22 protein-coding genes are annotated in these 25,784 nt (G+C 40.7%); 6 read left to right on the top strand and 16 right to left on the bottom strand.

The window, feature by feature from the left end; translation table 11 throughout:
• Nucleotides 1-44: 44 nt before the first annotated feature.
• The 4 genes from LMH66_RS07760 to LMH66_RS07745 form a co-directional block, all read right to left on the bottom strand.
• On the bottom strand, nucleotides 45-2,543 hold the full coding sequence (locus tag LMH66_RS07760) for an AAA family ATPase (RefSeq protein WP_229369160.1): 2,499 nt from the start codon (nucleotides 2,541-2,543) through the stop codon (nucleotides 45-47).
• Between the two features lie 379 nt (nucleotides 2,544-2,922).
• Complete coding sequence (locus tag LMH66_RS07755; RefSeq protein WP_229369159.1) at nucleotides 2,923-3,429, bottom strand: DUF2726 domain-containing protein; 507 nt, start codon at nucleotides 3,427-3,429, stop codon at nucleotides 2,923-2,925.
• An 87-nt stretch (nucleotides 3,430-3,516) separates the two neighbouring features.
• A complete protein-coding gene (locus tag LMH66_RS07750; RefSeq protein WP_229369158.1) occupies nucleotides 3,517-4,545 on the bottom strand; it encodes a hypothetical protein in 1,029 nt (342 codons plus the stop codon).
• Between the two features lie 300 nt (nucleotides 4,546-4,845).
• A complete protein-coding gene (locus LMH66_RS07745) occupies nucleotides 4,846-5,460 on the bottom strand; it encodes a hypothetical protein (RefSeq protein WP_229369157.1) in 615 nt (204 codons plus the stop codon).
• A gap of 621 nt (nucleotides 5,461-6,081) precedes the next feature.
• Here LMH66_RS07745 and LMH66_RS07740 point away from each other — a divergent pair.
• The 4 genes from LMH66_RS07740 to LMH66_RS07725 all read left to right on the top strand — a co-directional run bounded on the left by LMH66_RS07740 (nucleotide 6,082) and on the right by LMH66_RS07725 (nucleotide 9,584).
• Nucleotides 6,082-7,419 (top strand): integrin alpha, encoded by a 1,338-nt coding sequence (locus tag LMH66_RS07740; protein WP_229369156.1) that lies wholly within the window; start codon nucleotides 6,082-6,084, stop codon nucleotides 7,417-7,419.
• On the top strand, nucleotides 7,416-7,682 hold the full coding sequence (locus LMH66_RS07735; RefSeq protein WP_229369155.1) for a hypothetical protein: 267 nt from the start codon (nucleotides 7,416-7,418) through the stop codon (nucleotides 7,680-7,682). The genes LMH66_RS07740 and LMH66_RS07735 overlap by 4 nt, the downstream gene beginning before the upstream one ends.
• A gap of 367 nt (nucleotides 7,683-8,049) precedes the next feature.
• Nucleotides 8,050-8,694 (top strand): hypothetical protein, encoded by a 645-nt coding sequence (locus LMH66_RS07730; RefSeq protein ID WP_229369154.1) that lies wholly within the window; start codon nucleotides 8,050-8,052, stop codon nucleotides 8,692-8,694.
• A 194-nt stretch (nucleotides 8,695-8,888) separates the two neighbouring features.
• Nucleotides 8,889-9,584, top strand: coding sequence for a DUF1826 domain-containing protein (locus tag LMH66_RS07725; protein WP_229369153.1), 696 nt, complete (start codon nucleotides 8,889-8,891; stop codon nucleotides 9,582-9,584).
• A 304-nt stretch (nucleotides 9,585-9,888) separates the two neighbouring features.
• Here the strand turns inward: LMH66_RS07725 and LMH66_RS07720 are convergent, their stop codons facing one another.
• The 11 genes from LMH66_RS07720 to LMH66_RS07670 all read right to left on the bottom strand — a co-directional run bounded on the left by LMH66_RS07720 (nucleotide 9,889) and on the right by LMH66_RS07670 (nucleotide 19,377).
• Nucleotides 9,889-11,592, bottom strand: coding sequence for a Na(+)/H(+) antiporter subunit D (locus LMH66_RS07720; RefSeq protein WP_229369152.1), 1,704 nt, complete (start codon nucleotides 11,590-11,592; stop codon nucleotides 9,889-9,891).
• On the bottom strand, nucleotides 11,579-11,929 hold the full coding sequence (locus LMH66_RS07715; RefSeq protein WP_229369151.1) for a hypothetical protein: 351 nt from the start codon (nucleotides 11,927-11,929) through the stop codon (nucleotides 11,579-11,581). Before LMH66_RS07715 ends, LMH66_RS07720 begins: the two co-directional genes overlap by 14 nt.
• Complete coding sequence (locus LMH66_RS07710; protein WP_229369150.1) at nucleotides 11,919-13,409, bottom strand: monovalent cation/H+ antiporter subunit D family protein; 1,491 nt, start codon at nucleotides 13,407-13,409, stop codon at nucleotides 11,919-11,921. Before LMH66_RS07710 ends, LMH66_RS07715 begins: the two co-directional genes overlap by 11 nt.
• Complete coding sequence (locus tag LMH66_RS07705) at nucleotides 13,406-14,884, bottom strand: monovalent cation/H+ antiporter subunit D family protein (RefSeq protein WP_229369149.1); 1,479 nt, start codon at nucleotides 14,882-14,884, stop codon at nucleotides 13,406-13,408. Before LMH66_RS07705 ends, LMH66_RS07710 begins: the two co-directional genes overlap by 4 nt.
• Nucleotides 14,884-15,246 (bottom strand): cation:proton antiporter subunit C, encoded by a 363-nt coding sequence (locus LMH66_RS07700; RefSeq protein WP_102528292.1) that lies wholly within the window; start codon nucleotides 15,244-15,246, stop codon nucleotides 14,884-14,886. The genes LMH66_RS07705 and LMH66_RS07700 overlap by 1 nt, the downstream gene beginning before the upstream one ends.
• Nucleotides 15,227-16,261 carry a Na(+)/H(+) antiporter subunit B gene (locus LMH66_RS07695; RefSeq protein ID WP_303515331.1) on the bottom strand — a complete coding sequence of 345 codons (1,035 nt, stop codon included), beginning with the start codon at nucleotides 16,259-16,261 and terminating at the stop codon, nucleotides 15,227-15,229. The genes LMH66_RS07700 and LMH66_RS07695 overlap by 20 nt, the downstream gene beginning before the upstream one ends.
• A 17-nt stretch (nucleotides 16,262-16,278) precedes the next feature.
• Entirely contained in the window at nucleotides 16,279-16,620 is a 342-nt protein-coding gene (mnhG, locus tag LMH66_RS07690; RefSeq protein ID WP_102528294.1) for a monovalent cation/H(+) antiporter subunit G, read from the bottom strand.
• Nucleotides 16,617-16,913, bottom strand: coding sequence for a monovalent cation/H+ antiporter complex subunit F (locus LMH66_RS07685; protein WP_102528295.1), 297 nt, complete (start codon nucleotides 16,911-16,913; stop codon nucleotides 16,617-16,619). Before LMH66_RS07685 ends, mnhG begins: the two co-directional genes overlap by 4 nt.
• Nucleotides 16,913-17,413 (bottom strand): Na+/H+ antiporter subunit E, encoded by a 501-nt coding sequence (locus LMH66_RS07680; RefSeq protein WP_102528296.1) that lies wholly within the window; start codon nucleotides 17,411-17,413, stop codon nucleotides 16,913-16,915. Before LMH66_RS07680 ends, LMH66_RS07685 begins: the two co-directional genes overlap by 1 nt.
• Before the next feature lie 136 nt (nucleotides 17,414-17,549).
• Nucleotides 17,550-17,987 (bottom strand): Rap1a/Tai family immunity protein, encoded by a 438-nt coding sequence (locus tag LMH66_RS07675; RefSeq protein WP_229369148.1) that lies wholly within the window; start codon nucleotides 17,985-17,987, stop codon nucleotides 17,550-17,552.
• A gap of 925 nt (nucleotides 17,988-18,912) precedes the next feature.
• Nucleotides 18,913-19,377, bottom strand: a complete 465-nt coding sequence (locus LMH66_RS07670; RefSeq protein WP_102528298.1) for a Fur family transcriptional regulator — start codon at nucleotides 19,375-19,377, stop codon at nucleotides 18,913-18,915.
• 320 nt (nucleotides 19,378-19,697) lie between these two features.
• Here LMH66_RS07670 and LMH66_RS07665 point away from each other — a divergent pair, with 320 nt between their 5' ends.
• Nucleotides 19,698-20,672 carry a methylenetetrahydrofolate reductase gene (locus LMH66_RS07665; protein WP_102528299.1) on the top strand — a complete coding sequence of 325 codons (975 nt, stop codon included), beginning with the start codon at nucleotides 19,698-19,700 and terminating at the stop codon, nucleotides 20,670-20,672.
• Nucleotides 20,673-21,084: 412 nt separating this feature from the next.
• A complete protein-coding gene (locus tag LMH66_RS07660; RefSeq protein WP_229369147.1) occupies nucleotides 21,085-23,562 on the top strand; it encodes a cadherin-like domain-containing protein in 2,478 nt (825 codons plus the stop codon).
• A gap of 127 nt (nucleotides 23,563-23,689) precedes the next feature.
• On the opposite strand, the gene LMH66_RS07655 is transcribed toward LMH66_RS07660, so the two are convergent.
• A complete protein-coding gene (locus LMH66_RS07655; protein ID WP_102528300.1) occupies nucleotides 23,690-25,198 on the bottom strand; it encodes a DUF3360 family protein in 1,509 nt (502 codons plus the stop codon).
• Nucleotides 25,199-25,784 lie beyond the last annotated feature (586 nt).

The following is a 25,784-nucleotide window of genomic DNA, read 5'->3' as shown; positions in this document are numbered from 1 at the left end:
GCTTTTTTGATGGGATTAAAGTTTACTCTGACCCTGCTTATTTCCTACTTCCTTCTTTTTTTCAATTTCTGAAAGTAAACATCAAGAGCGTTAATATCAGCTAACAACTCATCTATATCAGGCATTTCAGTAACCCCCAGCCCTGTTGCAGTATCATGGCCTTCAAAGAAGGTACTACACTTAGTCATCGCATCACTGATTGTGGTTACATCTTCTTGAGTACTATCAACTAAGTAGCGAATATTTTGCGTTTGTACTGTACGACTGAAACGTTGGACTACATTCCTGATCAGCCACTCTTCAACTAATCTCTCCCACGTTTCGCGCATTTTACCGTAGATATGTTTAGCATCCCGACTATAAATATCTTCAATAAAGTCATCACGTTTAGTGTACTTTCTAAGTTCTACTTCTAACTGTTTCAACTGGCCTATTCTGTCTGCCGTTTTTAGTGTGTCCCAAGGTGGCCGCCCTTGTGGGAAACCAGACAGCTCTCCTCTGCGAGTAATAGATTGGATATTAATTGGAGACGCTGATTCCTCACTCAACATCATCAAAAATGGCAAATCATGGGTAAGTACGATCACTTGCCTAGTCAAGGCCTCATCTGCAATCCGTTTAGCAAACTTACGCCTCCATTTATGATCTAATGAGTTAACTGGGTCATCAAATATAATTGCAGATCTACGGTTATCAATTGTCAATTCAGCCATAAAGCCAGCTAAGGCAATACATTTTTGCTCACCTTCACTAGCAATATGTCCTATCTTTGATGCATTCCGTGAAATTTGTAGAGCCAGTTTTTGCTGACCCGCAGAACCTTGAGTTTTAGTTTCAACATCAAAACTTTTGAAATTAAGCGCTTCTAACTCTTTAGAAAATGCCCTATTTATCAACCCTAAACTGCCAGTTTTTGCCAATTCAGAAATAAACCGTGTAATAGATGAAAGATTAGTAGTAGCTAAGGCTGAATTAAAATGCCCATATGTCTTGATGCGTTTAATTTCTGTAAGGATATTAGCTTTGTGCGCTGATAATTTCTGTCGGTCTTCAAGTTCAATCAATCTATCCTGACTAGCTTTAATCGTTTGAGCTAATGTGCCATCGTCAACAGCGCCATCTTTTTTAGCTTTTATAGCGTCAACTTGTCGGGAGAGTCTCTGCACAAATCTCATATCAAGTGCAGGATGCGTAAATGTCGGGGTCGCAGAGATTAAGTTCTGCTGCCTATCAAACAATTGCTTAATAAGGATATTAAATTGATCTATTGCATCAGGTGTTGTTTGCTGTATTTCCGCAAAAATACCATCATATGGTTTAAGTTCAAAACTCAACTGAGATATAGGGCTCAAACTTAAAATTAGTGCTCTTGTAGCCTTTTCTGCATCAACTTGAGATTGGTTGGTAATATAATCATTGAATCTAGCCATTCTCTCCGCAGCTTGGTTACTAATTGGCTGTAAACAAGTCGGACAATGTTCATTTTCTAACGGTGGGAAAGTTTTACCATCCCCATTTCCAATTATGAAATTCTGCGCATGTTTCCACATTTCTTTCCATGCGTCGTTGCCGATACCTTCAATTGGCAAACCATTTAAAGTCGTGCTCCTTACTTGCTCTGCGACCTTCAACTTTGTTGATTTAGCATCAAACAACAGTCCTATCTTAGCGACATTAACATCACCTAAATTGGCACATAGGTTGTTGAGATAAGTCAATAATGGTTCGCGGTGCTTCAATTTTGTATCGTAAGCAGCCTTAACTTGAGCAGGTGTTTTTCCACTTAGCTCTGCGATATCTTTCTTTAACTGGGCTATTTCTGGCAGTTCGCCTTCCCCGCCACATTGAGCTTCTAATGTGGCATTGGTGGCGGTAACTAGCGAGTTACAAAATGCACTAACCTTAGACACTGGATTTAAATCAGGTATTACATAAGGGGTGCTAAATGGAATCACTTCGCGTGTCAATTCACCTTTCACAAATTGGCAAGCGCGACTTAATTCATCCAGTAATTTTACTTCTGCTGGTTTGTATTCAACACTATCTGTTTTTGAAATGTAGTTTGTAGCGGAATGCGAATCAAACACCCTTATAGACTTTAACTCTGAGTTTGGTTCACCATTGATAGTCCATATATTTTCAACTACCGCAGCGCCATCGACTGACACGCCTAAAGTAGCTTGTGATGGAACAGCTGAAGGATTAAAAGCATTGGTCATAATAGCAGGAACATCACCGCGAGTTAGGCATGCACTTTTCAATATCTTGGCATAACTGGATTTACCAGCACCATTATCGCCATATACAGCTGTTAACCCTACAGTAGGAAAAGTTAATGTTACATCTTCAATTAGTGAGGAGACATTTTTTACATTGCCTAAACTTGCTAATGTAACTGGTGCTGCTTCAGTTTCAAAACCAGCAACAGCAACTACTTTAACGTAATTAGGATATTCCTTTGTCTGTGGAATTAGGCCAAACTCCATTTTGGCAATTTGATATATAAGCTGTAAATCTTGCTGTTGAAGCTCTCCTTGCTCCATGACTCTGCGGATAACCAGCCGCCACCAGAGTGGTTTTTTCGCACTATTTACCCATTTAACAACTTTCGCTATTTGTGTCATATATACCTTATAAGAAATAAGTAGGAATAAGTGGGGTCTGAGTAAACTTTTCACTTTGTGCTTGTGTGTTCAAATGAACTGGCTTTTACAAGCGAATGATTGGCTTCTTCTTCCCTGAAAGGCGTTCTCTTATTGGATTAAGAGCTTGGCCTGCGTTTGTTGGTAATACAATACGTCAGTTTTTTAACCAATTACAATGGGGTAGCGCACTGTTTTGCCCGAAAGTTTGAAATTAAATCATTTAAAAAGCAGGGTGTTACAGTATGTATCGTGAATTGTGTTTTGGTGGTACAGATTGCTAAAGGTTACCTTTGATTTCAGGCGTTATGGACTGCTCTATGACTTGTTTTACTTCTTGCACCGAATATCTCGCTTTGGCTGGAAATCGTATGAGCGGTAGTTGGGCGCTTTCACAAGCTTCATTAATGAGTGCGTCACGTTTTTGAGCTTGTTTGCTGTTATGGCTTTTATCATCTAGCTCTATGGCTGCAACAAACTCCATGGTGTCGGGTTTACACAATATATAGTCGAAGTGCTTGGCTGAAATTCGATTAAATGCGGTTTGCCAATTGCTACGGTTTAAGCCTTTTTCTGGGGTAAGCACATCGGCAACTCGTACTTTGGCAAATACACGATATTGATCTGCACAGGCGGTATCAAGCACACCCAAGAATGAGCGTTCTGCATGGCTGAACAACTTGGTTTTACGGCGATAATTTAATTGCTGAGGGCGGCTAATAAAGGCGATAAATAGCCTAATAAACACGATAAATACAAATGCTAAAATAAGGTAGGTGAAATCCATTATTCATCCTTGAATTGAAATAAGTAATATGTGGGGCCAGACTCTGCCCCCACATATTTATTGTTGCTAACTACAATCAATTATCACCTAGCGAAGAGACCTAATTAATATCCAGAATGAGCACAGTGGAGCCAGTATTATGGCTAAATCATATTTTGTGGTGGTATACATGAAAGCAACAATCGCCATCCAAAACAAAAGATAGTAATAAGTAAAGATACGACCCATCTTATGTGCCTTGCTCTGGTATCTATTATGGATAGCCAGCCTAATACCAAAAAATGGAAATAAAAGAACACTCCAAACAATAAGCGTACTAATGCCAGAAGGTAGATCACCTATTGAGTTACGCAAAGGGATTGTAATTGCGTAGTTGAATGCAATGACTATCGCCAAGCCAATAACATCGAGTGAAATGTCAGAAAATTCAGCATCCGTATTGCCACTAACACGCGTCATGATGACCTGGAAGTAAAGATTATACGAAGCCAAAAAGCCAACAGCGATTACTATCAAGTAGAGCACATTAACTGAAAACATCATTAACCCATTCGAAAACTTAAAGCCTAAGTAGTCTTCCATGTAGTAATGCAACAATTGCGGCGCAAGCTCTATTCCATATGAAGCAATATATAGACTAATCGCGTTATCAAACAAACCTAGAGGCAGACGCACCCCAAGCATAAACCCTATAGGAGCCAACAAAATATAGGCTAACAAGACAGTAATCATCGGGAGCGAGATTGTCACCAAAACCATGCTAACCGTCTTAAAAAACCATTGATATAGCTTTTCCTCTTTTCTTCGGTAAAAGTTACCAGCGCAAAGAGAGATAGTTAATATTAGCCAAAACGGGTGTGTAAAGAAAAACAAGGGGGCTTTAGTGGCAACAACTAAGATAGTTTCAAAATTATCAAAAATCCCATAAACAAGCGTCCCCAGTAGCACCAGCCCTATAGTTATTAACCAATACGACACATCAGAACTACCTTGCCCTATCGAAACTCCTGAATTGCCACTGCTTCCTGAGTTCATGTTTCCACTCATCATGTCATCATGGTCTTTTTCGATCTGAGTCATGAGTCGCTCTTCTTCAAATGTTCGATAATTTGCCATATGTCTTTACTTCCCTGAATACGAATGAATAAGTGGGCTAGAGTAAACTTCTCAATTGTGCTTGTGTGGTTCAAGTGAACTGGCTTTTTACAAGCGAATGATTGGCTTCTTCTTCCCTGAAAGGCGTTCTCTTATTGGATTAAGAGCTTGGCCTGGATGTGTTTTTTATTGGTTCTAGACTACGATATTTTTCCTGTTTAGTGCAATGCTTTAGCACATAAAATGACATTAAAAGCATTTGAAAATATGGTGTTAGTTTCTGCTTTGCTGATTTATATTCGCTCTTGCGGCTTGTTGAGGTTATAAGTCAACTTTATGCTTCACGATATAAAAAATATTGTCATTGCTATCTTCTTCATTTGGAATAATAGCTAAATGTGTCCCCCATTCTGTCCACCAAGGGAATGCGGTTGGTAAATCATCCATTAGATCCTGACTTAAGTTACCTTTGTTAAACGAACTCATATGCCCTTTAAAAAGACAAATGTTAGCATTACATTCGCTAGTGATATCACTGGCTTGATAATGCTCTTCTAAATATCCACCCAAGTTTATTTCAATTGATTGTGACCAATCAGAGTAACCGCTGTTTGTTGCTAAATTCTTTGCACCACTAACGAAGCTTGAGTGTTGCATTAATACTTGGTATTCCCCGTTTACGAAGTGTGAGATATCAATATTTTCATCAGGTGATACATGTTCAGTATTTATTTCTTGTGTTGTTGATGTTTGAACGGTTACTTCATTCGATTCATCTTTGGCGATTGTGTCATTATGACCTACTTGCTCAATCGACAATGCCTGAGCGTTATTGGGGAGTGAATCGGTTTGTTGAATGTGAGGTTGTTGCATTCTAAAAACATATCCAACGATAAAAAATATGACTGCCACAGCTAAATAACGTATTAAATTCATGGTGCGATTTGAGTCCATAATCATACTATCAACAGGTTAAAAATTAGCTAACGTACATGGCGTCAACTATTTCAGTGATGAGGAATAAGTAAGAATAAGAGGGGGAAGAGTAAACTTTTCACTTTGTGCTTGTGCGGTTCAAATGAACTGGTTTTATAAGCGAATAATTGGCTTCTTCTTCCCTGAAAGGCGTTCTCTTATTGGATTAAGAGCTTGGCCTGCGTGTTTTTTATTGGTTATACATTACGCTATTTGTTCTTAAAAACGCAATGCCTTTAAGTATCAATTTGTGATTAAAATCATTTAAAAATAGTGTGTTAGATTTTATATCGTTTGTGTGGGCTGGCAAGCGTTGCTTCTTTTTGTTTTGCTTTTAGAGAATAACATGGCCACCCAAAGTTATTGGCTCTACTTAAGCCCTGCTTAATTCACTTATTCCTGTTATTTAACAATCTATGCGTCTTTACCCAAGCTTACGTTCTTTTACATCCTCTTTACATTAGCTTTACACTTGGCTTTTGCCTTGTATGCAATAATTATTCAAACCCAAGGCATTGAAACATTGAGCCTTATTAAGTGCTGTTATTTATTCCAGCGAACCAGATGAGATATAGAGTAAAGATGTTGACAAGAAATTTGAGCTTACAGCTGGCGTTATTATTACTTCTTATGGGCTTACAAGCTTGTGGCGGGGGGAGTGATCAGGATGACACAGTCAGCACTGAGCCGATCCCTACAGTGCCAGAAACTACACCACCAGAAACCGAAGGGCCGTTAACCCCTTCACCAGGCGAAGCTATGGCGTTTTTTGGCCCAAGCGATGTTATCAAAATTGTTGACGGTGAAAGTGGTTTTGAAGGCAATATTGATAGTGGCGACCGCTTTGGTCGAGATCACGACAAAGTAGGGGATATTGATGGTGATGGCATCAGTGATTTAGTTGTTGGCGCTCGTTCTGATGATGATGGTGCAACAGATGCTGGAGCGGTATACATCCTCTTTATGAATGAAGATGGAACGGTGAAAAGCAATCAAAAAATATCAGCATTAACAGGTAATTTTGACGGTGAATTATTTGCTGGTAGTTTCTTTGGCTATGGCGTGGCAGGCATTGGTGATTATGATGGTGATGGCATTCCAGATATTGCTGTGTCAGCCCCTGCCAGTAATGACGTGCATACAGTGTATATTTTGCACCTTAATAGCAATGGCACCGTTAAGTCGATGGTGAAAAATACTGACATTACTGCATTTGGATTAAGCGCGGTTGGCGATTTAAATGATGATGGCCGAATCGATATTGTGGCGGCAGATCCAGGCCATACTAATGGTGGTGCTATTCATTTGTTATTTTTTGATGAAAGCTCAGAAGTGATATACAACGACATAGTTACCATAGGTGAATATTATGGCGGCTTTGGTGAAGGGCTTACTGAGGGGGATGATTTTGGCGGTAGAGAGTCAGCACTACTGGGTGATTTAGATGGCGACGGCAACAAAGAACTTGCAGTGGGTGCGTTTCAGTCTGACGGCGGCATTGGCGCTATTTGGATTTTATCGCTTGATAGCGAAACCAATCAGGTGGTTGATAAGTTAAAAGTTGCACCAGGTTTATCGGGATTTAATGAAACGATATCAACCGATGAAAACCCCAACGGTACCAGTGGCGGACATTTTGGCCATGCTTTGGTCGCAACGGGTGATTTAAACGGAGACGGTATCCCAGATTTGGTAACGGGCGCTAATCAATATGCTGATGGTGTTGGTTACATCATCTATTTAAATGCAGATAAAACCGTTAAAACTTTTACCCGAATAAACAGTGAAGAAGGTGGGTTTGATTTATCGTTACAAGCCAATGAGCGTTTCTCACGGTCGATGTCTTTTGTTGGTATTTCAAATACTCATTTTAGAATTAACATGGGCGGCGGCGCTAATGGCACTGGCGGTATGTATTGAATTTTCAAGGCTGTAGTATCACACCTCAAGATGAGCAAACCTTTTGGAGTGGTGGCAATACCCTGTTTAGCAATTGGGATCACGCTAGCCAAATGGTGACAGGGGCATTAAGTCTAGAGCAATGCCAGCTAAAAGCTTTTGAACATAACGGGGTTAATATCACCGCCAAAGCAGCTGATGGCCGGTGTATTATTAAAGATGCAAACGCGAAACTAGAGATGAGTGACGAGGGCAGTACAGCCTATGCGCTCGTTTGCCCTTAATTATCTGCTGGTTATGTGGTAATCAACCGCGTATAGAGGGTAAGTTGCATACATATTTGCCCTCAAGCGGCCGCTTAATCAGCATGATTTTAGCGGCTAATAATAAAAAATAAGTGGGGCTGAGTAAACTTTTCACTTTGTGCTCGTGCGGTTCAAATGAACTGTAATTTACAAGCGAATGATTGGCTTCTTCTTCCCTGAAAGGCTTTCTCTTATTGATTTAAGAGCTTGGCCTGCTTTGTTTTTACTGGTTACAGATTACGCTATTATTTCTTTTTATTGCAATGCTTTAGCACATGAAATTGAAATTAAATGGTAAAAGTGACAAGGTCGTATTTCAGGTTTTTTGATTATTCTTGGCAATGGAATGAAGTGGGGGGGTGTTAGAGTGTCAGTGATAAACCAATTAGCTTTACTGAGTGAGCAACTTGGCGCTTTATCAGAGTCTTATGATAAACAACGCCCTTCAAGGGAGCTAATTGAACCTTATGAAGCAGTATTAGTTCAGCTTGATTCTATATATTTGCAGCTTCAGCAAGGTGTGGCAGCAAGTCAAAAGCTGGAATTGGCTGAGGCGCTTGAGCTGTACGCTGAAAATATCAGTCAGTTAGCCTGTTTATATCGTCAGTTTTATCAGCCTCATAATGTGGTGACTATAGCGAAGCGCATTGTTAGTTTGTCGAGTATTCCGGTGCTGCCAGATTGCTTTTCACATTTGTATCTCACATTACTTGAGTGTTTCTCAAGTGTGCATGAATTAAATAGCTGGGAGTTTGATTTAGAACCCTTGAGTCAACAAATGCTAGCGTTTACTGAGGCAGGGTATCAAAAAACGCCTCAGTTATGGTCTGAAGCTTACGCATGGAATCTTGCGACCTTATCATTTTGTATTACTGAGCAGTCACGGGAAAGTCTGCAAAGACATTACTACCAGCAAAGCTTCTCAATCTTTGAGCAATATAATCTCACCATTCCGAAAATATGGCAGCAAGAGTATTTACGCTTTCTATAGCAGTCGTAAATTCTGATCCCCATAAGCCATCTTTCACTTGTTACTTGGTTATTATACAGGCTATCAACTTTTACTAATTCGATGCGCATGTTATGTTGTAACACATCTTTAGTGGGTTTTAGTGCTGTTTCATTAATGTCATTGGATATTTTCTGTAGCACCACAGGATTGATTTACATAATAGGAGATACTCAATGAATGCTGCACTTTCTGAGCCGTTATCTGACGCGGCCTTTTCTACACAAAACAGTATCGAAGAAAGTTACACACAACGCTCCAGTGTCGGTATACAAGCCAATGTATTGGCTGATATCTATCAAGAGAATATCAATATTGCCCTGTGGCAACGTGCTTTTAAACCTGAGCTTGTAACTGCAATTAGTGAGTTTGTGGCGTTAAACCCTCGTTTGAGTAAATCGGTTACCGTCAGTCCCAGTTCTGCATTTGAAATACTTGATGATGCGACAGATGGCACAGCGCCCAAAGCATTGTTAGAGGATATCGCAGAGTTAGTTGATATGTTCTGTTGTTTGTTTGAACTTGACGATGTTGGTCTTAGATTAGCCACGTTACACGGCGCCATGTGCCCACGATTTCATGTTGATAAAGTGCCGTGTCGTTTGGTGACAACTTACCACGGCATTGCAACGCAATGGCTAAATGAATATTCCCTAGATCGTTCTAAACTAGGCCATGCAAGTAACGGCAAGCCCGATTCAGAGTCTGGTTTATATGCTGATGATTCTGACATTCAGCAGATGACATGCGCAGATGTGGCCTTACTTAAAGGTCAGTCTTGGATTGGAAATGAAAACACAGCACTGGTTCACCGTTCACCTGCAGTAGCGACGGCCGGAGCGAGGTTGTTACTCACGTTAGATTTTGCATAGGTAATTATTTACATATTGGCAGAATATGTAGCGCCACAATAATTGAATCACTATGCAAGTGGAGTTACAAACAAAGTGATTTTACACGCTATTATTCGATAAACTTCATTGAATATGATTTGCAAAACTAAACTTGTTTCCATTTTGAAAAAGTTAACTTTACTGAATAACGTTCTGAAATAACGTGACTGAAATAGAAAAGGCTAGACCCATTCGGGTCTAGCCTTTTAATCATTGTCTGTTTGCTATTACCTTATTTACAAAGGTACATGTGACTTCTTGATTGGCTATGCCACTACAATGCTTAGTTCACAAAGCCTATAAACAAGTAAGTTGCCAAAATCACTGCGACCCACAGCACCATATTACCTGATGGGTAATCACTGGAGATAAAGCTTCCTGCACCGCCTTTATTCTGGCGAGATAAAAACTTCTGGCATTGGTCTAACTTGCCTCGTACTGATTGACGAATATCGCCATCCACTTTCCAAATGACAGCAAAAACGCGTTGTAGTGCATTAGGCACTAAGCGCCTGTATACCCAATCTACATCAAGGTGAGTAGAGCGTAGCTCAGGTGGATACATCCCTTTTAAATTCAACCAAACGAACGCTAATGCTGAGAACAGTAATAACTGAGTCTGAGCCAGTACATGGGTCGCATCATATGGGTTATAGCCCGTATCGTAAGGTAGCAGAGAGTAAAGCGCTGCTGGGTAAATACCAATACCAATACATAGACAAGCGGCAATGAACATCGCTGTTAACATGTTGACTGGTGGGTCATTGGCTCGAATACCCGAGTCATGTGCGAAGAAGGCAAAGTAAGGGATTTTAATACCTGCGTGGTGGAATACACCCGCCGAGGCAAACAGTAGCATTAACCAAACCCAGTCATGACCTGTCTCCATCGCTGCAGACATTACCATTGATTTACTCACAAACCCGCTAAATAGTGGGAATGCTGAAATAGACGCTGCGCCGACAATACATAATATTGTGGTTTTGGGCATCGTCTTATAGAGACCACCGAGATCTGAACCATTTATTCGGCCAGTCATATGCAGTACGGCGCCCATACTCATAAACAGTAAGCCTTTAAAAATCACATCATTAAACGCATGAGACACTGCGCCATTTAATGCAAGGGAAGTCCCGATACCGATCCCGACTACCATAAAGCCCACTTGGTTTATCAAACTGTAGGCTAACACTCGACGAAGATCGTTTTCGATCACTGCAAAGAAGATAGGGAAACAGGTCATTGCCGCGCCGATATAAATCAGTATTTCTGTGCCAGGGTAGGCACGAGCAAGGGCATAAACCGCAACCTTGGTGGTAAAGGCGCTGAGTAAAACAGTACCGGTTGGTGTTGCTTCTGGGTAAGCGTCGGTAAGCCAAGTGTGCGCAAAAGGAAACGCACACTTAATGCCAAAGGCGATAAAGATAAGCCAGCCAGCAATGCCATTTAAACCGATATAGTCAAAGGCAATACTACCTGTCTCGTTGATATAAAATAGCGCGCCAACTAACAGAATAACCCCAGAGAGTACCTGCATGATGAGGTAGCGCATCCCCGCGCTATATGCTGCTGGAGTACGGCGGGCCCACACTAGAAATACAGAGGTAAAGGCGAGTAGCTCCCAAAACACGAATAGGGTTAACAAGTCACCCGCAAATACGGCGCCAATGGCACTACCTGCGTATAGCATAGCGGCAACTTGTTGCACTGTATCTTTAACGTGTAATGAGTAGACGATGCCAATAAATGCGGCAATATGGAAAATATAGCCAAACATCAGACTTAATTTATCTGCGCGATAAGGGACTAATTCATAGTCTAAAAACATCAATTGCAAATGGACGCCTTCTGGCACCGTCCACAAATGCAATCCGCTGATCACTGGGATCGCTATCATCAAGGCACCGCGCAACTTTCCACGAGTTGTAGCAGCAATCAATCCGCCAATGATAAACAGCACAAACGGCGGTAACTCAAGCATCCACATTGCGATCACCTTTATTGTTATTGTTAGCTTCTTTGGCGTGGCCATCGCTGACGTCGACTATTTCAATTTTGCTATTATCAAGCTCTTCAACGGGCCCATAATAATCTTCTGGACGCATCAAAAAGCTGCGCATCCAACTGGCGACCACAACAAGAATCACACAACCGACAAAGCCATAAATTGGGTAAAAAGCAGGTAGGTTTTCCCAGCTATGGTAAACATGGCGATGAATGACAAAATCAAGTACCACTAACAATGCACAGCAAGTGTATAACAGGTATAAAATCCGCTGGATGTTTTTGGGTTTATCAAAGAGGTACTGCTTCTCATTGTCCATGGTTGACTCCAGATACAGTCAAAATAGCTTTCGCCAATTCATAAAAGGGCTGTGGATGAATGAACATAATCAAGCAGCCTAAGGATGTGATAACTATTGCAATTAAAGATGGCATAGGGGCTTCTTTAATACCGCTATTTGACGGCTTAAATCCTTTGCCTGGGAAAAAGGCATGGTAAGGAATTGGCAGAAGGTAAGCGATATTAAGTAGCGAACTGAGCATTAAGGCAACCATGACAACCCAATAGCCGGTTTCAATAGTGCCCATTAATAGGAACCATTTACTCCATGTTCCTCCAGCTGGTGGAACGCCAATAATGCTAAGGCTAGCAATGAAAAATGCGGCCATGGTGATTGGCATGGTATAGCCAAGTCCACGTAGTTCACTTACCTTAGATTTATGGCTAGCTACCAAAATGGCTCCGGCACAAAAGAACAGGGTAATTTTGCCAAAGGCATGGGAGGCGATATGCATTGAGCTACCGATAACACCTGATGATGTGGCCAGTAGGGCACCGATGGTGATGTAGCCCAACTGACTTATCGTAGAGTAGGCCAATCTTGCTTTTAAATTATCTTGTCGCATGGCCACAATCGAGGCCATCACCACAGAGAAAGTTGCTAAATAAAGCAAAAATTCTGTAGTTGGTAACTGTGGCAGTAAATCGAGACCAAAAATGAAGATACACACTTTTAATACTGTAAATACCCCAGCCTTTACCACTGCCACCGCATGTAAAAGTGCACTGACAGGCGTTGGTGCGACCATTGCTGCTGGTAACCAGCGGTGAAATGGCATCATCGCTGCTTTACCAATACCAAATATAAACAGGACTAATATAGCGCCCGCTACTGTGGTATTCACATTGGCATCAAATACACCGCCAGCGGTAAATTCGAGGGTGCCACTAACAAACCAAGTTAAGATGATGGCTAATAGGAAAAAGGCCACAGAGGTACTAAGCAAGATGCCAAGGTAAACCCGACCCCCTTTTTTAGCTTTATCTGTACCCGCGTGAGTCACTAGCGGGTAGGTAGACAGTGTGAGTACTTCGTAAAACACGAATAGGGTAAATAGGTTAGCAGAAAAGGCGAGGCCCATGACGGCACTAATCGCTAAAGCAAAACAGATGTAAAAGCGGGTTTGGTTTTCTTCTTCATGACCACGCATATAACCAATGGCATAAATGGTCGTGATTAACCAAAGAAAACTGGCAATTAACGCGAATAACATGCCTAGAGGTTCTACTACAAAGCTTACCTCTAAACCTGGCATAAGCTCCCACCATGAGACCTCAATGCTGGTGCCAGCGTTGAGCGCTTGATAGAGGTTTATCACGCAATAAAGTACCACAAGACTGGTACTGATAGTGACAGCCTCACGTAGGTTAGGTTTCTTTCCTGTTGCAGCTATTGCAAAGGTTGCCAGCAGCGGTAATAGGATAGTTAGCTGTAACATCAGCGCTAAAGATGGATTCATGGGTTTATTCCAAACAAGCTTTGAGAAGCCGCCTGTGCCACTTGCACACTCAGGCGAGTATCGATACCGAAATAGATATTAGCGAAGACGAGGATCCAGATTGGAACAAGGAAAGTCCAAGGTGCCTCTTTAACGGCTTCACGACTAGGTAATGGCGGCTTGAAATAAGCCATTTCTACAATGCGCCAGATATACACAATGGCCAGCAATGACCCTAATAGGATAAGTACCGCAACAGGCCACATACCAGCTTCAACACTAGCCACAAGCAGATACCATTTACTGACAAAACCGACGGTTAACGGCACACCAATCAAACTGAGACCACCGATAACAATGGCAGACATGGTCAATGGCATTTCTCGGCCTAGCCCTTGGAACTGTTTGAGCTGGACGCTGCCAATTCGGTACATTACTGCGCCTAATGCTAAAAACAGTGCACCTTTCATTAATGCATGGTTAAACAAATGCAGTAAGGTTGCCATTACCCCGGTACTGGTATTTATCGAGTAACCGATGATCATATACCCCACTTGAGCGATGCTCGAATAAGCTAAGATATGTTTCACATTTTGCTGATAAATCGCAGTGATAGAAGCGGCAAATACCCCCACAAGTCCAAGCACCATTAAAATGCTTTGTAGTGGCAACGAAGTGAACGAGAAAGAAATCCCAAATACGGTAAAGGTAAATCGGATCAGCAGGTATACAGCGACTTTAGTTGCTGTAGCGGCTAAAAATGCCGTTACTATCGAAGGCGCGTAAGCGTATGCATTTGGTAGCCACAGATGTAAAGGGAATAGGGCTAGCTTCAAACAAATGCCGACGATCAAAAATGCGAAGGCAACAAATACTGTTCGGGTATGACCAACATCCACTAATCGGGTGGCCAGATCGCTCATGTTTAACGTGCCCGTCATTTGATAGAGCATGCCGATACCAATCAAAATAAAGGTCGCACCGATGGTGCCCATGATCAGGTATTGGTAGGCTGCCCATAACGCGCGTCTGTCTCTACCTAAACCTATTAAGGCATAAGCTGATAGAGAAGAAATCTCTAAAAATACAAACACATTAAACGCATCACCGGTTGCGACGATGCCGAACATGCCAGTTAATGACAGTAGGTATAGACTGTAAAATAAAGTGTGGCGATCTTTGTCGAGTTCTTTTTGTATGCTGGTGTTAGCGGCAAACAACACCACGGTTCCAATGGTGGAAATAATCAGCAGTAAGAAGGCGTTAAGCTTATCGATGCGATATTCAATTCCCCAAGGTGCTTCCCAGCCCCCGAGTTCATAGATAATCGTACCTGACTTCATCACTTCAATGAGCAGTAATATGCTGTTGACGCAGGTTGCAGCACAGACTATTAAGGCAAATATCCACACCAGTTTAGAGCGGTTTAAGAACCAGCATAGCGGGGCTGCAATTAGCGGCACCACAACTTGTAAAATAGGCAGGTGAGCTAACACTATGATTCATCCTCGCTGAGCTGATCTTGTTTTTGGATCTCATCTTCTTCGACACAGCCATAGGCTTCTTTGATTCTGATGACCAGTGCTAAACCAAGTGCTGTGGTTGCAATACCTACCACAATGGCGGTAAGAATTAACACGTGGGGCAGAGGGTTAGAGTAATCACTGATCCCTTCAGCAATAATCGGCGCACTACCGCGCTCGACCATGCCGACGGTGATATAAAAGATAAACACTGAGGTTTGGAAAATGGTGAGTCCAACTAGCTTTTTAACCAAGTTTCCGTGGGCGATAACGATATAAAAGCCAATCATCATCAACAATACGACGATCCAATAGTTATAGAGTCCGAGAAACATCCTGCTCCCCTTTTAGTTTTTGTTCTTGTTCTGATTGTTGTTTCTCTGCTTGAATTTCAGCTTGAGCTTGTCTGCGACCATCAAAGTTGAAGAAGATACTCAACATGACCGAGGCAACGGTGATGCCTACGCCTAATTCAATCAGTAATATGCCAATGTGTTGACCTGAAACAGGATCATCAGCCAGTACGTTGTAGTCTAAGAAGTTAGCGCCATTGAGCATGGACACAACCCCGACACAGGCGTAAAGCAGCAACCCAACTGCGGCTAACAGTTGAATCAAGGCTGGGTTGAATACTTTTTTAGCGGTATCTAAACCAAATAGCATGGTGTACAAAATAATTGCTGCAGCAAAAATAACGCCTGCTTGGAATCCGCCACCTGGGCCAAAGTCACCATGAAATTGCACATACAATGCAAACAATAAGATGAACGGGATGAGCGCTTTACTGACAATACGCACCACCATATGACGTTCATGCATTTGTTCTTCTGTGGCTTCTTCAGATTTGATTTTTTTACGGCGACGAGGCAGTGATAACAAAGAAAGCACACCAATGCCTGCAGTAAAGATAACGGCCACTTCACCTAAGGTATCAAATGCACGGTAACTACCTAAAACGGAAGTCACAATATTAGGTACACCGACTTCCTCCATCGAGTCATGGATATAACGAGGGGCAACATGTTGATGAACAGGCGCCTCAGGATCACCGAAATAAGGCATATCTAAAGTGCCGTAAATCAGCATGCTACCAGTGACTAACACCACAAATAGCGCCAGAAAGGGTTTATGCCGTTTTGGCGCCTCTTTTCGGCCTGTTATGGTGATGGCCGCTAACATGAGTAAGCCAGAGATACCTGCACCAACAGATGCTTCGGTAAAGGCGACGTCTACAGCATCAAGCACCACAAAGAAACAGGCAGACAATAAGCCATAAATCCCAGTTAACATGACTACGGCTAATAGGTTTCTTGTGAATATGATTGCAACGGCAATAACGACTAAAAATATCAGTAGTACAATATCAACTAAAGCTTCGATGGCTTGTTCCCTCCCTGATTATCAGGCTTACCTTCTAGCGGTAATAAGCCATTACGTAATGCGGCTTTTGCTAAAGCATGGCTGGCAGACGGGTTGATAAATAGCGTGCACAATAAGATGAGTATTAATTTAATCAGCACTAAACCATTGGGGCTTTGTAGCATTAAGCCAAATAGCACTAAACACGCGCCTAAAGTATCGGTGACACTCACAGCATGCATGCGAGTGTAAAAATCAGGAAATCGCAACATCCCAACGCCACCTGATAAGCAAAGGAAGCAACCAATTAGCAGGCTTAAACCGCTGATAATTTCGATTACGAGGTTCATTCTTCACCCTCCTTGGTTGAATGAGGCTTATAAGGAGCAACTTTAAATTCTGCTGAGTCAGAGTAGCGTAATACCCCAATCACACTGATAAAGTTAATCAAGGCGTATACAAGGGCGATGTCGAGAAACTCTGGACGGCCCATTAAAAAGCCCAATACAGATATCAATAGGATTGATTTGGTGCCAAACATATTGAAAGCGAGGATGCGATCGTAAAGAGTAGGGCCGACAATGCAGCGAATGATCGCTAACAGCATGACGACAAGAATTGCGATAGTAGCGGCAGCTAACATTAGTTTTCGAGCTCCCTTACTCGGCGATCCATATCGCCGGTTTTTAATGTATCGATATCATCCTTATGTAAAGCATGAACAGTGAGTTGATCATCAATTAAGTCTATGGCGACAGTCCCTGGCGTTAAGGTGATTGAGTTGGCGTAGATCACTTTATTAATGTCAGTGCACTGGCGTGTATCTATGGTAGCCAGAGTTGGCGAGATGCTGCTGTTACCCAACCAAATATGTTTAACCACACTGATGTTGGATAACACGACCTCTTTTGATAGCCACAATAGGTAGGTTGCCATATTGACCGACAGACTAATCGGATGAGATTCGTGGTCGATAACATCCATTTTCTGGGCTATATAGAGCACCAGCATGATCGAAGCTGCCCCTAATGACAGTAATAACGGGTTACTGTAGTTGGAGTTTATCCACCAAAATAGGGCTAAGGTTAATAACAGAATAAGCCTATGGCTCGGAAAAAAGCTGCTTTTCTTTTCTTGTGTCATATTCTCGAATACTTCGTGTTAATTAAGGACTGTGTAAACTTAGTGACTCAAAAATGATTGAGTTTTATGACAACGAACTATTCAAGTCGATGCAGTGCTAAGTTGATCATTGGCTTCATATAGCCTGTTCAATATTTTATTCACATGGTAATTCTGCTGATAACGCCTGATAAATTTTGCTGTGCAACAACAGTAAAGAGTCGGCAGAGGCTGGGAGTTGTTCAACCGTTCGGCCGACTATGCGTTCAATCAGTTGATCACGGGTTGCTTTTGTTGGGATACACACTTCGGTGATTTGCTTTTTTGACGTCTCGTTACCGACTCGGGTTTGGTAGGCTCGGTCTGAAAAACCGCCAGCACTTTCTCTAATCTTATATTGGTAACTCGTATTTAAAGCGCCTGCGAGAAATCCCTGAATGTAATAAGTACAGGCTTTAGTTGAGCTGTCAGACGGCGCATTTTTAAGCGATATGCAAGATGAAAGTACTAATTGTGCTTCATTTTTATCGGTATTTGCAGATGCTGGTAACGAGAAAGATAGTAATAATAGCGCTAAGAGTTGGATGATCTTCATGTAGCCCCCTTTTTATAATGGCTTAATCACAGATAAACATTAGCAAAACTAATATTTATTAATGTTAGCAACAGCAAGTTTTCAGGTGCAGGCTGTTAGTCGCTTGCTAACCTATCAATGACTTTGCTTAAGGCAGTGTTTTATCGTCGATTTTATTCAGTTAGGTATTATTACAATCTGTACCTGGATAGGTATCGATATACTGACTGCTTTCAACTAATAAAGTAATTGCTAAAACACTGTAGCTATAACAAAGGTTTAACAAATGAAACCTTGGTGAAAACAATTAATTTACACTGCTAATCTATTTATAACACAAATGATTTAAGTTTAAATACTAAGTGAGTGTAAAGTCGCATATTTTTCGTTATATGAAGGAATTTTTCAGTTACTTACCTAAGTCCTTGCTGAGCCTAGGCTGTAGGCTACTTTTAAACTGGTTTTAGTTTAAAACGCCAGTTAATTAAGGTGCTGTTTCACGATTTTAAGGTGTGTTATTGCCTTCTGTTTAGGTTTTAGTGGCGTTTTCTGCGGTAAGTTTTATCAGGCTTTAGTTGAAAGCTCTAAATTGAGAACTCTAAAATGGGGGCTCTAGATTGAGGGTCTAGATTAAGGGCTTTAAATTGAGGGCTCTAGATTAATGGGGCTAGATTAGGAGTTCTAGATTAGGAGTTCTAGATTAAGGGGTTTAAATTGAGGGCTCTAGATTGAGGACTCTAGATTAAGGGTTCTAAATTGAGAGTTCTAGATTGAGGACTCTAGATTAAGGGATCTAGATTGAGGGTTTTAGAGTAAGGACGGTAGAGTATGTGAGTTGGTAACTTAACTAATGACACGCCCTAGTTTGAATGGAGAGTTGCACTGATTGTACCCAGCTTTGCATTGTATGAACCCAAAATCATCACCAGGCTAAGCGAAGCAAAAGTTAATTTGAAGCTGCACAATCCTTACATAAGCATTGTATTTCAATCTGAGAATTGATGAGTTGAAAGTCAGCTTGTTTAATACTGTCTTTTAATGCCTCAATGACACTGGTTTGAATGCCTTTCTCTGCCACTTTACCGCAGGTTTTACAGATCAAAAACTGAGGAACTTCGTGGGCATGTTCGCAAGTGATGTGTGAACAAGCCAAATATTTATTTTCAGAAGATAATTTATGCACAAGCGGCAATTGACTCAGTATATCGAGCATGCGGTACACAGACATAGGGGCTAATGCTTCTTGATGTGTGGTGCGGTAGATATCAACAATTTCATAGGCGGATAGCGGCTTACTGGAGTTCAGTAATACGCCTAAAACATTTTTTCTTTTCTCCGTTAACTTAACGCCATTGTCGCGACATATTTGCTCCGCTTTGGTAAAAATCGCAACGTTTTTGTGGGTAGGCATGGTTTGGCTCTAAAGAAATCAATGTTGCGCTATTATTTATCTTCGGGCTGAGATTGTAAATAATAAACCACCAAACATCTTTTTAAAGGTCGACTCAGGTTCAGATAGTGTGAGATAGGCGAGCCTATCAGCTATCAACAATCAGCTATTATAATGTACTTACAAAAGGGGAAATTCCCACAGGTGATTTCAGAATGACTGCAAAGCAATAATTATGAGTTTTATTCATCTTAAACATTACAAAAAATCATTCTATCTGGCCTTAACAAACGTGAGAATTTCAGACACAATGTAGATAACATCCATCTAGACGGCTAAACATGAGAAAATCCCTAAAACAGCGTTCTTCCGATCATCACCGTGGGATCTACTTTATTGGCACAACCCCACCTAAAATCGATACCGATTTTGAAATGGTCAGTACTATTGCTGATAAGTTATTAGCGCGCCTTGATGAGATTAGCTTTGATGGTTTGATCATTTACGATATTCAAGATGAAACTAGCCGTATTGATGCGCCAAGACCTTTTCCGTTTAAAGCTACCCATGATTCTGGCACTTATGCTCAATTGATCAATCAAAAGTCTGGTAAGCCTGTAATTGCTTATAAGAGTGTTGCAGGCCTTGATGAACAAGGTTTTAACGAGTGGTTATCTCGGGCTTGGTATCAAAATAATGTCAGAGACATCGTATTAGTCGGCTCGCCATCTGCGCAAGTCGCAAGTTCTCTACCATTAAATGATGCATACCGTGTGTTATCGGAACACTCTCAGGAGTTTTACCTTGGTGGTGTTGCCATTGCTGAGCGCCATTTAAGTAAAAAGAATGAACATATCCGTCTATTAGGTAAGTCCAATAAAGGCTGTGAATACTACATCACGCAAGCGGTGTATAACGCCCAAGCCACTATCGATATGCTTACCAGTTACGCTGAAGAGTGTGAGCTGAATAATATCAAGCCCAATCGAGTGATCCTGACTTTTTCACCTTGTGGAAGTGCTAAAACATTAGAATTTATTAATTGGTTAGGGGTATCAGTACCTGAAGAAACCAGTAACCGTATATTGTCTGCAGATGACCCACTGTATGAATCAATTAAAGTTAATTACAGTAATTTGCAGAAGATTTTGGACGCCGTTATTCCACTTAATATTCCATTAGGCTTGAATATTGAAAGCTTAACCAATCGTAAAACAGAAATTGATGCGTCTATTTTGATGTATAAACTGCTTAAGGGCACGATGGATCAAGCCTTGGCCCAGAATCAAATAAATCAATTTGTGTTAAACAAATAAGCTCACTGCAAGCATGCCCTATGGCGTTAATTTCCCTAGGGCATGACTTTTCATACACAACTCAGCAGCGTTATTTTAAGTCCGAAATGATGGCCGGAATACCGGGTAGTTAATCAACATTTCCTTTCGTTAATTTGAGACGAGGACTTTTCTGGTAACTTAAGCCAAATTATCAAGTTAACCGTCTCCAATCTAAAATATTGGCTAAAACAATATTCTGTATAAATAAGGATATTAAGGTAAATATTCTGCTTCCACAGATAATGCAAGTAATTAATTTTATATACTTTTAATACCAATAATAGTGTTGCTAATATGTTGCTAGCAGATTACTAGTAGTGTTAGCATTCTACTTTTAATACCTATGTTGTATATGTAGGCAAATGGATATAGGCCCATAAAAGGAATTCTAATGAAGAAATATTTTTCTTTAACAATACTTGCTGCTGCAATTTTATCTGGCTGTGGAAGTGACTCTTCATCTGAGAGTGAAGTAACCCCTGCTGTAAACAGTGCCCCTAAAGCTTTTAATGATACAGCTTTAACGCAAAATAATAATGTTATTACCATTGATGTATTGGCAAATGATACTGATGAAAATGGTGATGAATTAACGATTACTTCTATCGTGTCTCAACCTACAAGTGGTTCAGCAGAATTAGTTAATAATCAGATTGTCTATACACCAGAAAATAACGTCTCCCTAAAAGACTCAATAACTTATGAAGTTTCAGATGGTGAATTAACTGCACAGGCTGAAGTCGACATCACAGTAAATCATACGATGGTGTTGTCTGGATTGGTGACAGACTCACCAATTGCCAATGCCCTAGTCTCTGTATCAATTGGAGATGAGATATTTGAAACTGAAGCTGACTCCTCAGGAAATTATACTTTACCTATTATAATCAACGATATGTCTGCATTGATTTTTATTAATGCTAAGGGCCATCCAGACGAGAATCAAGAAAACGTTGAGTTGATTACAGTTTCTGGGAATGCGAGTAACTTACTTACCTTATTGAACGAAGATCGCACATTAACGAATGAGCAAAGTAATAAGACGAATGTAACCCATTTAACCACAGCGACATATTTGCTCGCTAAAGATCTTACTGAAAATGATGAAATAACGAGTGAAGACGAGTTTAAACAGTTACTCGCTAACCTAATTCCATCTCAGCTGATAGAAACTGCTGGTTTCATTAAGTTACTTGTTGATAATGATGATTTTGACATTCCAGAAGGTGAGTCAGTATTATCCCTTTTAGATGCAGAAATAGTCGAAGGTGAAAGCTCGGCTACAACTGAACTTATCGAGGCATATTTAGTTGAAAATGGCTATATAGATGAAAATGGTGAACTCACAGAAGCTTATACTGCAGCAGTAGATGAAGCGATAGAGCAGACCGTTTCTGACCCGAATGTGGTAGAACAATTTTCATCAGAAAACTTCTCCGACAAAACGATTATCGAGTTATTTGGCTCCAAGCAAAACTGGAATGAATATCAAGGTATTGGTAAGCAATTTTCAGCAGATGGTTCAGGTAAAACATTTAATACAAATAATTATATTGGAAGTATTGCTGAAATTAATTTTACTTGGGACATTGTTGATGGGCATATGCAAGTCGTCTATCAAGATCCCACTTCTAAGTCGTACGATTTTATTACTTATCCATATCAAGAGTTAGCAACCAATTATAACTTTGAACAGTCTGTTATTGATGAACTCATTGCTGCTTATCACGCAGGGTTTATTGGAGATTTTTTTCAGATAGAAGTTAATTTTGGTATAGCTAATGAGAATTATGTTCTGCTATCAAGTACATCATCTCAGTATCAAGTTAATGTAACTGGAGAGTATTATACTCAATTGAACCTTCCAATGACTGGATATTCTTGGAGTAACCCAACTCCGCGTGTTTTTGATCCATTTTCAAAGAGTAAAGCGTTAGTTCATACACCTGAATCTGCGTTTAAAGAAAGCACTCTTACTGAAATTGAAGGAGACTGGATACTACACTTTGAAAGTACTTTTATAGATTACAACAGTTTGCAAGAAGTCACTGAAGTCATAGGCGATGTTGTAACAATTAAAGATACAACAGCTACAACACGTGATAGTAATCAGCAATTTAGCGCTGCACTGTTAAACGGAATGCTTACGTTAACTAAAGGGACTATTCAATATAAATTTACGCCACTTACTTCAGCTGGGAAAGGTTATTTAACTCAAATAGAAAAGTGGTCTGACAACAAATTGAGCTATGTGCTGGCAAGGCAAATAGCTCAATTTGATACAAGCTATGAACAATATACAAAAAACCTAGCGACAGATTTACCGATGGTTCAATTGTCATATATTAATAGCTATACAGAAAATGAATGGGACGGGGATAAGCTAAAGTTCAGTAATGTTTGGGGCTATTTGTTTAATAAGGATGGCACATTAAATAGAGGTGTCAGCGCCATTGAGCCAGATAATAATTATTATGATGGACATAATGATATTGGCCATTTTAGTTTCGGTGATGACAGATGGATATGGGATAATTCAGGACGAATTGTTAATCATTATCTTTCTACGGATATTCAAGAGCGCCACCGGATCTGGGAAGTTATTTCTGTAGATGATGAAGGGCGAGCATTAATTTACGAACGTTCAACTTATGGTTGGGATGATAATGGTGACGGGGTCGTAGATGAAAGTGAAACTGGTCAGTTAATTCGACCTAGAATTAACACCTTTAAATTAAATGATTTGAGCCAGTGGGAAGCTGAGTGGCAAAATACAATTAATCTAGGTTTACTAGGACAAAGTTCGAATACAAATGCTAAAGCCTTAAAGCTCGAAGCTAATAAATTGAACAATTTGAATACCCATTAATTGTGGTTAGTAAATACATGCATATCTTTTTTGTATTTATGAGCGAATAGTAATCACGGTAAAAGAAGCTTTGATGTCTCAAAGCTTCTTTTTTTAACCGCTAAAACTGTCATTTTAATTCCTATCATTATTTCAAGTCCGAAATGATGGCTGGAATACCGGGTAGTAAACCCACTAGCGCCATAACACCTGTGAGAATGACAAACATGATACTGGGTGCTATCCAGCGATTCATTCTAGTCAGTTTTGCGCTTCTGTCTTTACAGCCAATCAAGCCTAAATTATCCAATAGCATGGTGAGTGACCAGCCAAATGCAGGGTTCACTAATACTGATGAAAACACCACAATAGCGGCAGATTGGGTAGTTTTACCTTCGCGAGTCATTTCCATACCTGCTTCAAGTAATGGAATAAATACCCCAACGACCAGTGCAACACACAGCACAGGTTCCCAAATAGCAAGATCCATTGGATAACCCCATAGCGCAGCAATAACGCAAAACAATGCGGTAAGTAATGCACCCGCTGGAATAGGGCGCTTAGCAATCGCAGCTGGGACAATATAAGTCCCCCAAGATGAAGTGAAATTAGCCCCACCAAGTAGTGAGCCTACTGTTTGACGAATTGAGGCGCTGGTCATGGTATCGTCAATGTTCATATGTACTTTTTCAGTACGCGGAGGATAATTTATCTTTTGAAATACTTGATGGCCTAAAAAATCAGGGGACCACATAGCAACGGCTAAAATGGCAAAAGGCAGCACGACCATGAAGCTTTCGATAGTCGGTAAACCGAGCATCCAACCTGAGTTATCTCCCCACCAATACATTGGGTTCATATTAGGTAAACCTGGGGCAGTGTGAAACTCAAATGGCGCGCCCATGGCAAAGGCTAATGTGCCGCCCAGTAAACAACTTAATGGCACAGCAAGCCAACGTTTTCGCCAATGTTCCAGTAATGCGTACAGAATAATGGTGCAAAAAATCACAATAAAAGCAATGTGCTCCATGCCGATACCATCAGCCCATGCATACAATTTCTTTACTTGTGATGCGGTGCCGACAAAGCCTAGATACAAGAGTAGCCCTCCGCACACACCTTTACTGGTGAGGTTTGCCAGCATACTGCCGCCTTTACTAATAGCGAGTATTAATCCTAGTGCGCCAATCAGTAATCCAAAGGCCATTGGGTGGCCACCTGCTGCAACCACAATCGGTATGATTGGGATCAACGGCCCATGGGTGCCAGCTAAGTTTGCTGTAGGTAATAAAAAACCTGAAAAGATAACAATGAAGAATGCAGCAATAATCAGTTCATAACGGACATTTTCTAAGATGAAACTTTCTTCAAGCCCTAGTGATGTTGCAAAGGTTGTCGCAATCGCGCCCACCATGACAACTTTACCAATGGTTGCTGCCATAGCTGCAATTGAATCTTCTGGTTCAAAGCGAAAATCTTTGAAAGGTAAGTTAGGACGCCAGCGTTTTGGGTCCATGATGCTGAGCTCGTGTTCTAGATATTCTTCTCGACTATTAAACGATGAACTTGGCTGATGTTGCTGTTGGTAATTTAACTTGTTTGCTTTTGTTGATTGGTCACTTTCTTGCTCATGTACTGATTCAGAATTACTGCTCATATTATTCCTATTGTTCATTCAAGAAAGTTCATTCACTAAAACTCACTTACTAAATTTCACTTGCTAAAAGTGCTTTGAATATAGATTCAAGATTTAGATTCGGGACTTCCTATTCGGGAATGAGTCTCGGGAATTTGATTCTCGCCTCTAGATTAGAGGCACCTTATCTGAAGCATGTGGCCATAGCGAACAATAAAAGCGGTTTTGGACTCAGACATTAGTCGTAGGTAAATATAAGTTTACAACTTTAAAATCAGTAGCTTGTGAACATCGCATGGCATTGGTGACTACCAGCAAGCGTTATTTATATGGTTTTTTAAGTATTACCTAGTGGAGTCAATTATAAACAAAGCGGGCAAGCAGAATAAAAGTAAGGCGAATGAAGAGTTATTCAGTCGTAAAGCCATACAGAGCGTATTAGCAGTAAAATGACTATAAGTAGGAGTCGTTAATGGGGCTTTAGAATATTGGCAATATTGGCAAACATGTCAGCTGATGACTGGCAGGCGCAGGCGCGAGTCACTCTACTAATGATAATTCGATAATATGGATTTATACCAAGCTAACATCATGTCTAACTAATATT

This window comes from Shewanella sp. 10N.7, from assembly GCF_020806285.1.
Lineage (GTDB): Bacteria > Pseudomonadota > Gammaproteobacteria > Enterobacterales > Shewanellaceae > Shewanella > Shewanella electrodiphila.
Note: the sequence above shows the minus strand (reverse complement) of the source record. Positions and strands in the feature narration are given on the sequence as shown.

Bases quoted from the DNA above. Each gene is read 5' to 3' on its own strand.
- LMH66_RS07760 (WP_229369160.1), bottom strand. From the start codon at position 2,543: ATGGAGCAAGGAGAGCTTCAACAGCAAGATTTACAGCTTATATATCAA.
- LMH66_RS07755 (WP_229369159.1), bottom strand. From the start codon at position 3,429: ATGGATTTCACCTACCTTATTTTAGCATTTGTATTTATCGTGTTTATT.
- LMH66_RS07750 (WP_229369158.1), bottom strand. From the start codon at position 4,545: ATGGCAAATTATCGAACATTTGAAGAAGAGCGACTCATGACTCAGATC.
- LMH66_RS07745 (WP_229369157.1), bottom strand. From the start codon at position 5,460: ATGAATTTAATACGTTATTTAGCTGTGGCAGTCATATTTTTTATCGTT.
- LMH66_RS07740 (WP_229369156.1), top strand. From the start codon at position 6,082: ATGTTGACAAGAAATTTGAGCTTACAGCTGGCGTTATTATTACTTCTT.
- LMH66_RS07730 (WP_229369154.1), top strand. From the start codon at position 8,050: ATGAAGTGGGGGGGTGTTAGAGTGTCAGTGATAAACCAATTAGCTTTA.
- LMH66_RS07725 (WP_229369153.1), top strand. From the start codon at position 8,889: ATGAATGCTGCACTTTCTGAGCCGTTATCTGACGCGGCCTTTTCTACA.
- LMH66_RS07720 (WP_229369152.1), bottom strand. From the start codon at position 11,592: ATGTGGATGCTTGAGTTACCGCCGTTTGTGCTGTTTATCATTGGCGGA.
- LMH66_RS07715 (WP_229369151.1), bottom strand. From the start codon at position 11,929: ATGGACAATGAGAAGCAGTACCTCTTTGATAAACCCAAAAACATCCAG.
- LMH66_RS07710 (WP_229369150.1), bottom strand. From the start codon at position 13,409: ATGAATCCATCTTTAGCGCTGATGTTACAGCTAACTATCCTATTACCG.
- LMH66_RS07700 (WP_102528292.1), bottom strand. From the start codon at position 15,246: ATGTTTCTCGGACTCTATAACTATTGGATCGTCGTATTGTTGATGATG.
- mnhG (WP_102528294.1), bottom strand. From the start codon at position 16,620: ATGAACCTCGTAATCGAAATTATCAGCGGTTTAAGCCTGCTAATTGGT.
- LMH66_RS07685 (WP_102528295.1), bottom strand. From the start codon at position 16,913: ATGTTAGCTGCCGCTACTATCGCAATTCTTGTCGTCATGCTGTTAGCG.
- LMH66_RS07680 (WP_102528296.1), bottom strand. From the start codon at position 17,413: ATGACACAAGAAAAGAAAAGCAGCTTTTTTCCGAGCCATAGGCTTATT.
- LMH66_RS07675 (WP_229369148.1), bottom strand. From the start codon at position 17,987: ATGAAGATCATCCAACTCTTAGCGCTATTATTACTATCTTTCTCGTTA.
- LMH66_RS07670 (WP_102528298.1), bottom strand. From the start codon at position 19,377: ATGCCTACCCACAAAAACGTTGCGATTTTTACCAAAGCGGAGCAAATA.
- LMH66_RS07665 (WP_102528299.1), top strand. From the start codon at position 19,698: ATGAGAAAATCCCTAAAACAGCGTTCTTCCGATCATCACCGTGGGATC.
- LMH66_RS07660 (WP_229369147.1), top strand. From the start codon at position 21,085: ATGAAGAAATATTTTTCTTTAACAATACTTGCTGCTGCAATTTTATCT.
- LMH66_RS07655 (WP_102528300.1), bottom strand. From the start codon at position 25,198: ATGAGCAGTAATTCTGAATCAGTACATGAGCAAGAAAGTGACCAATCA.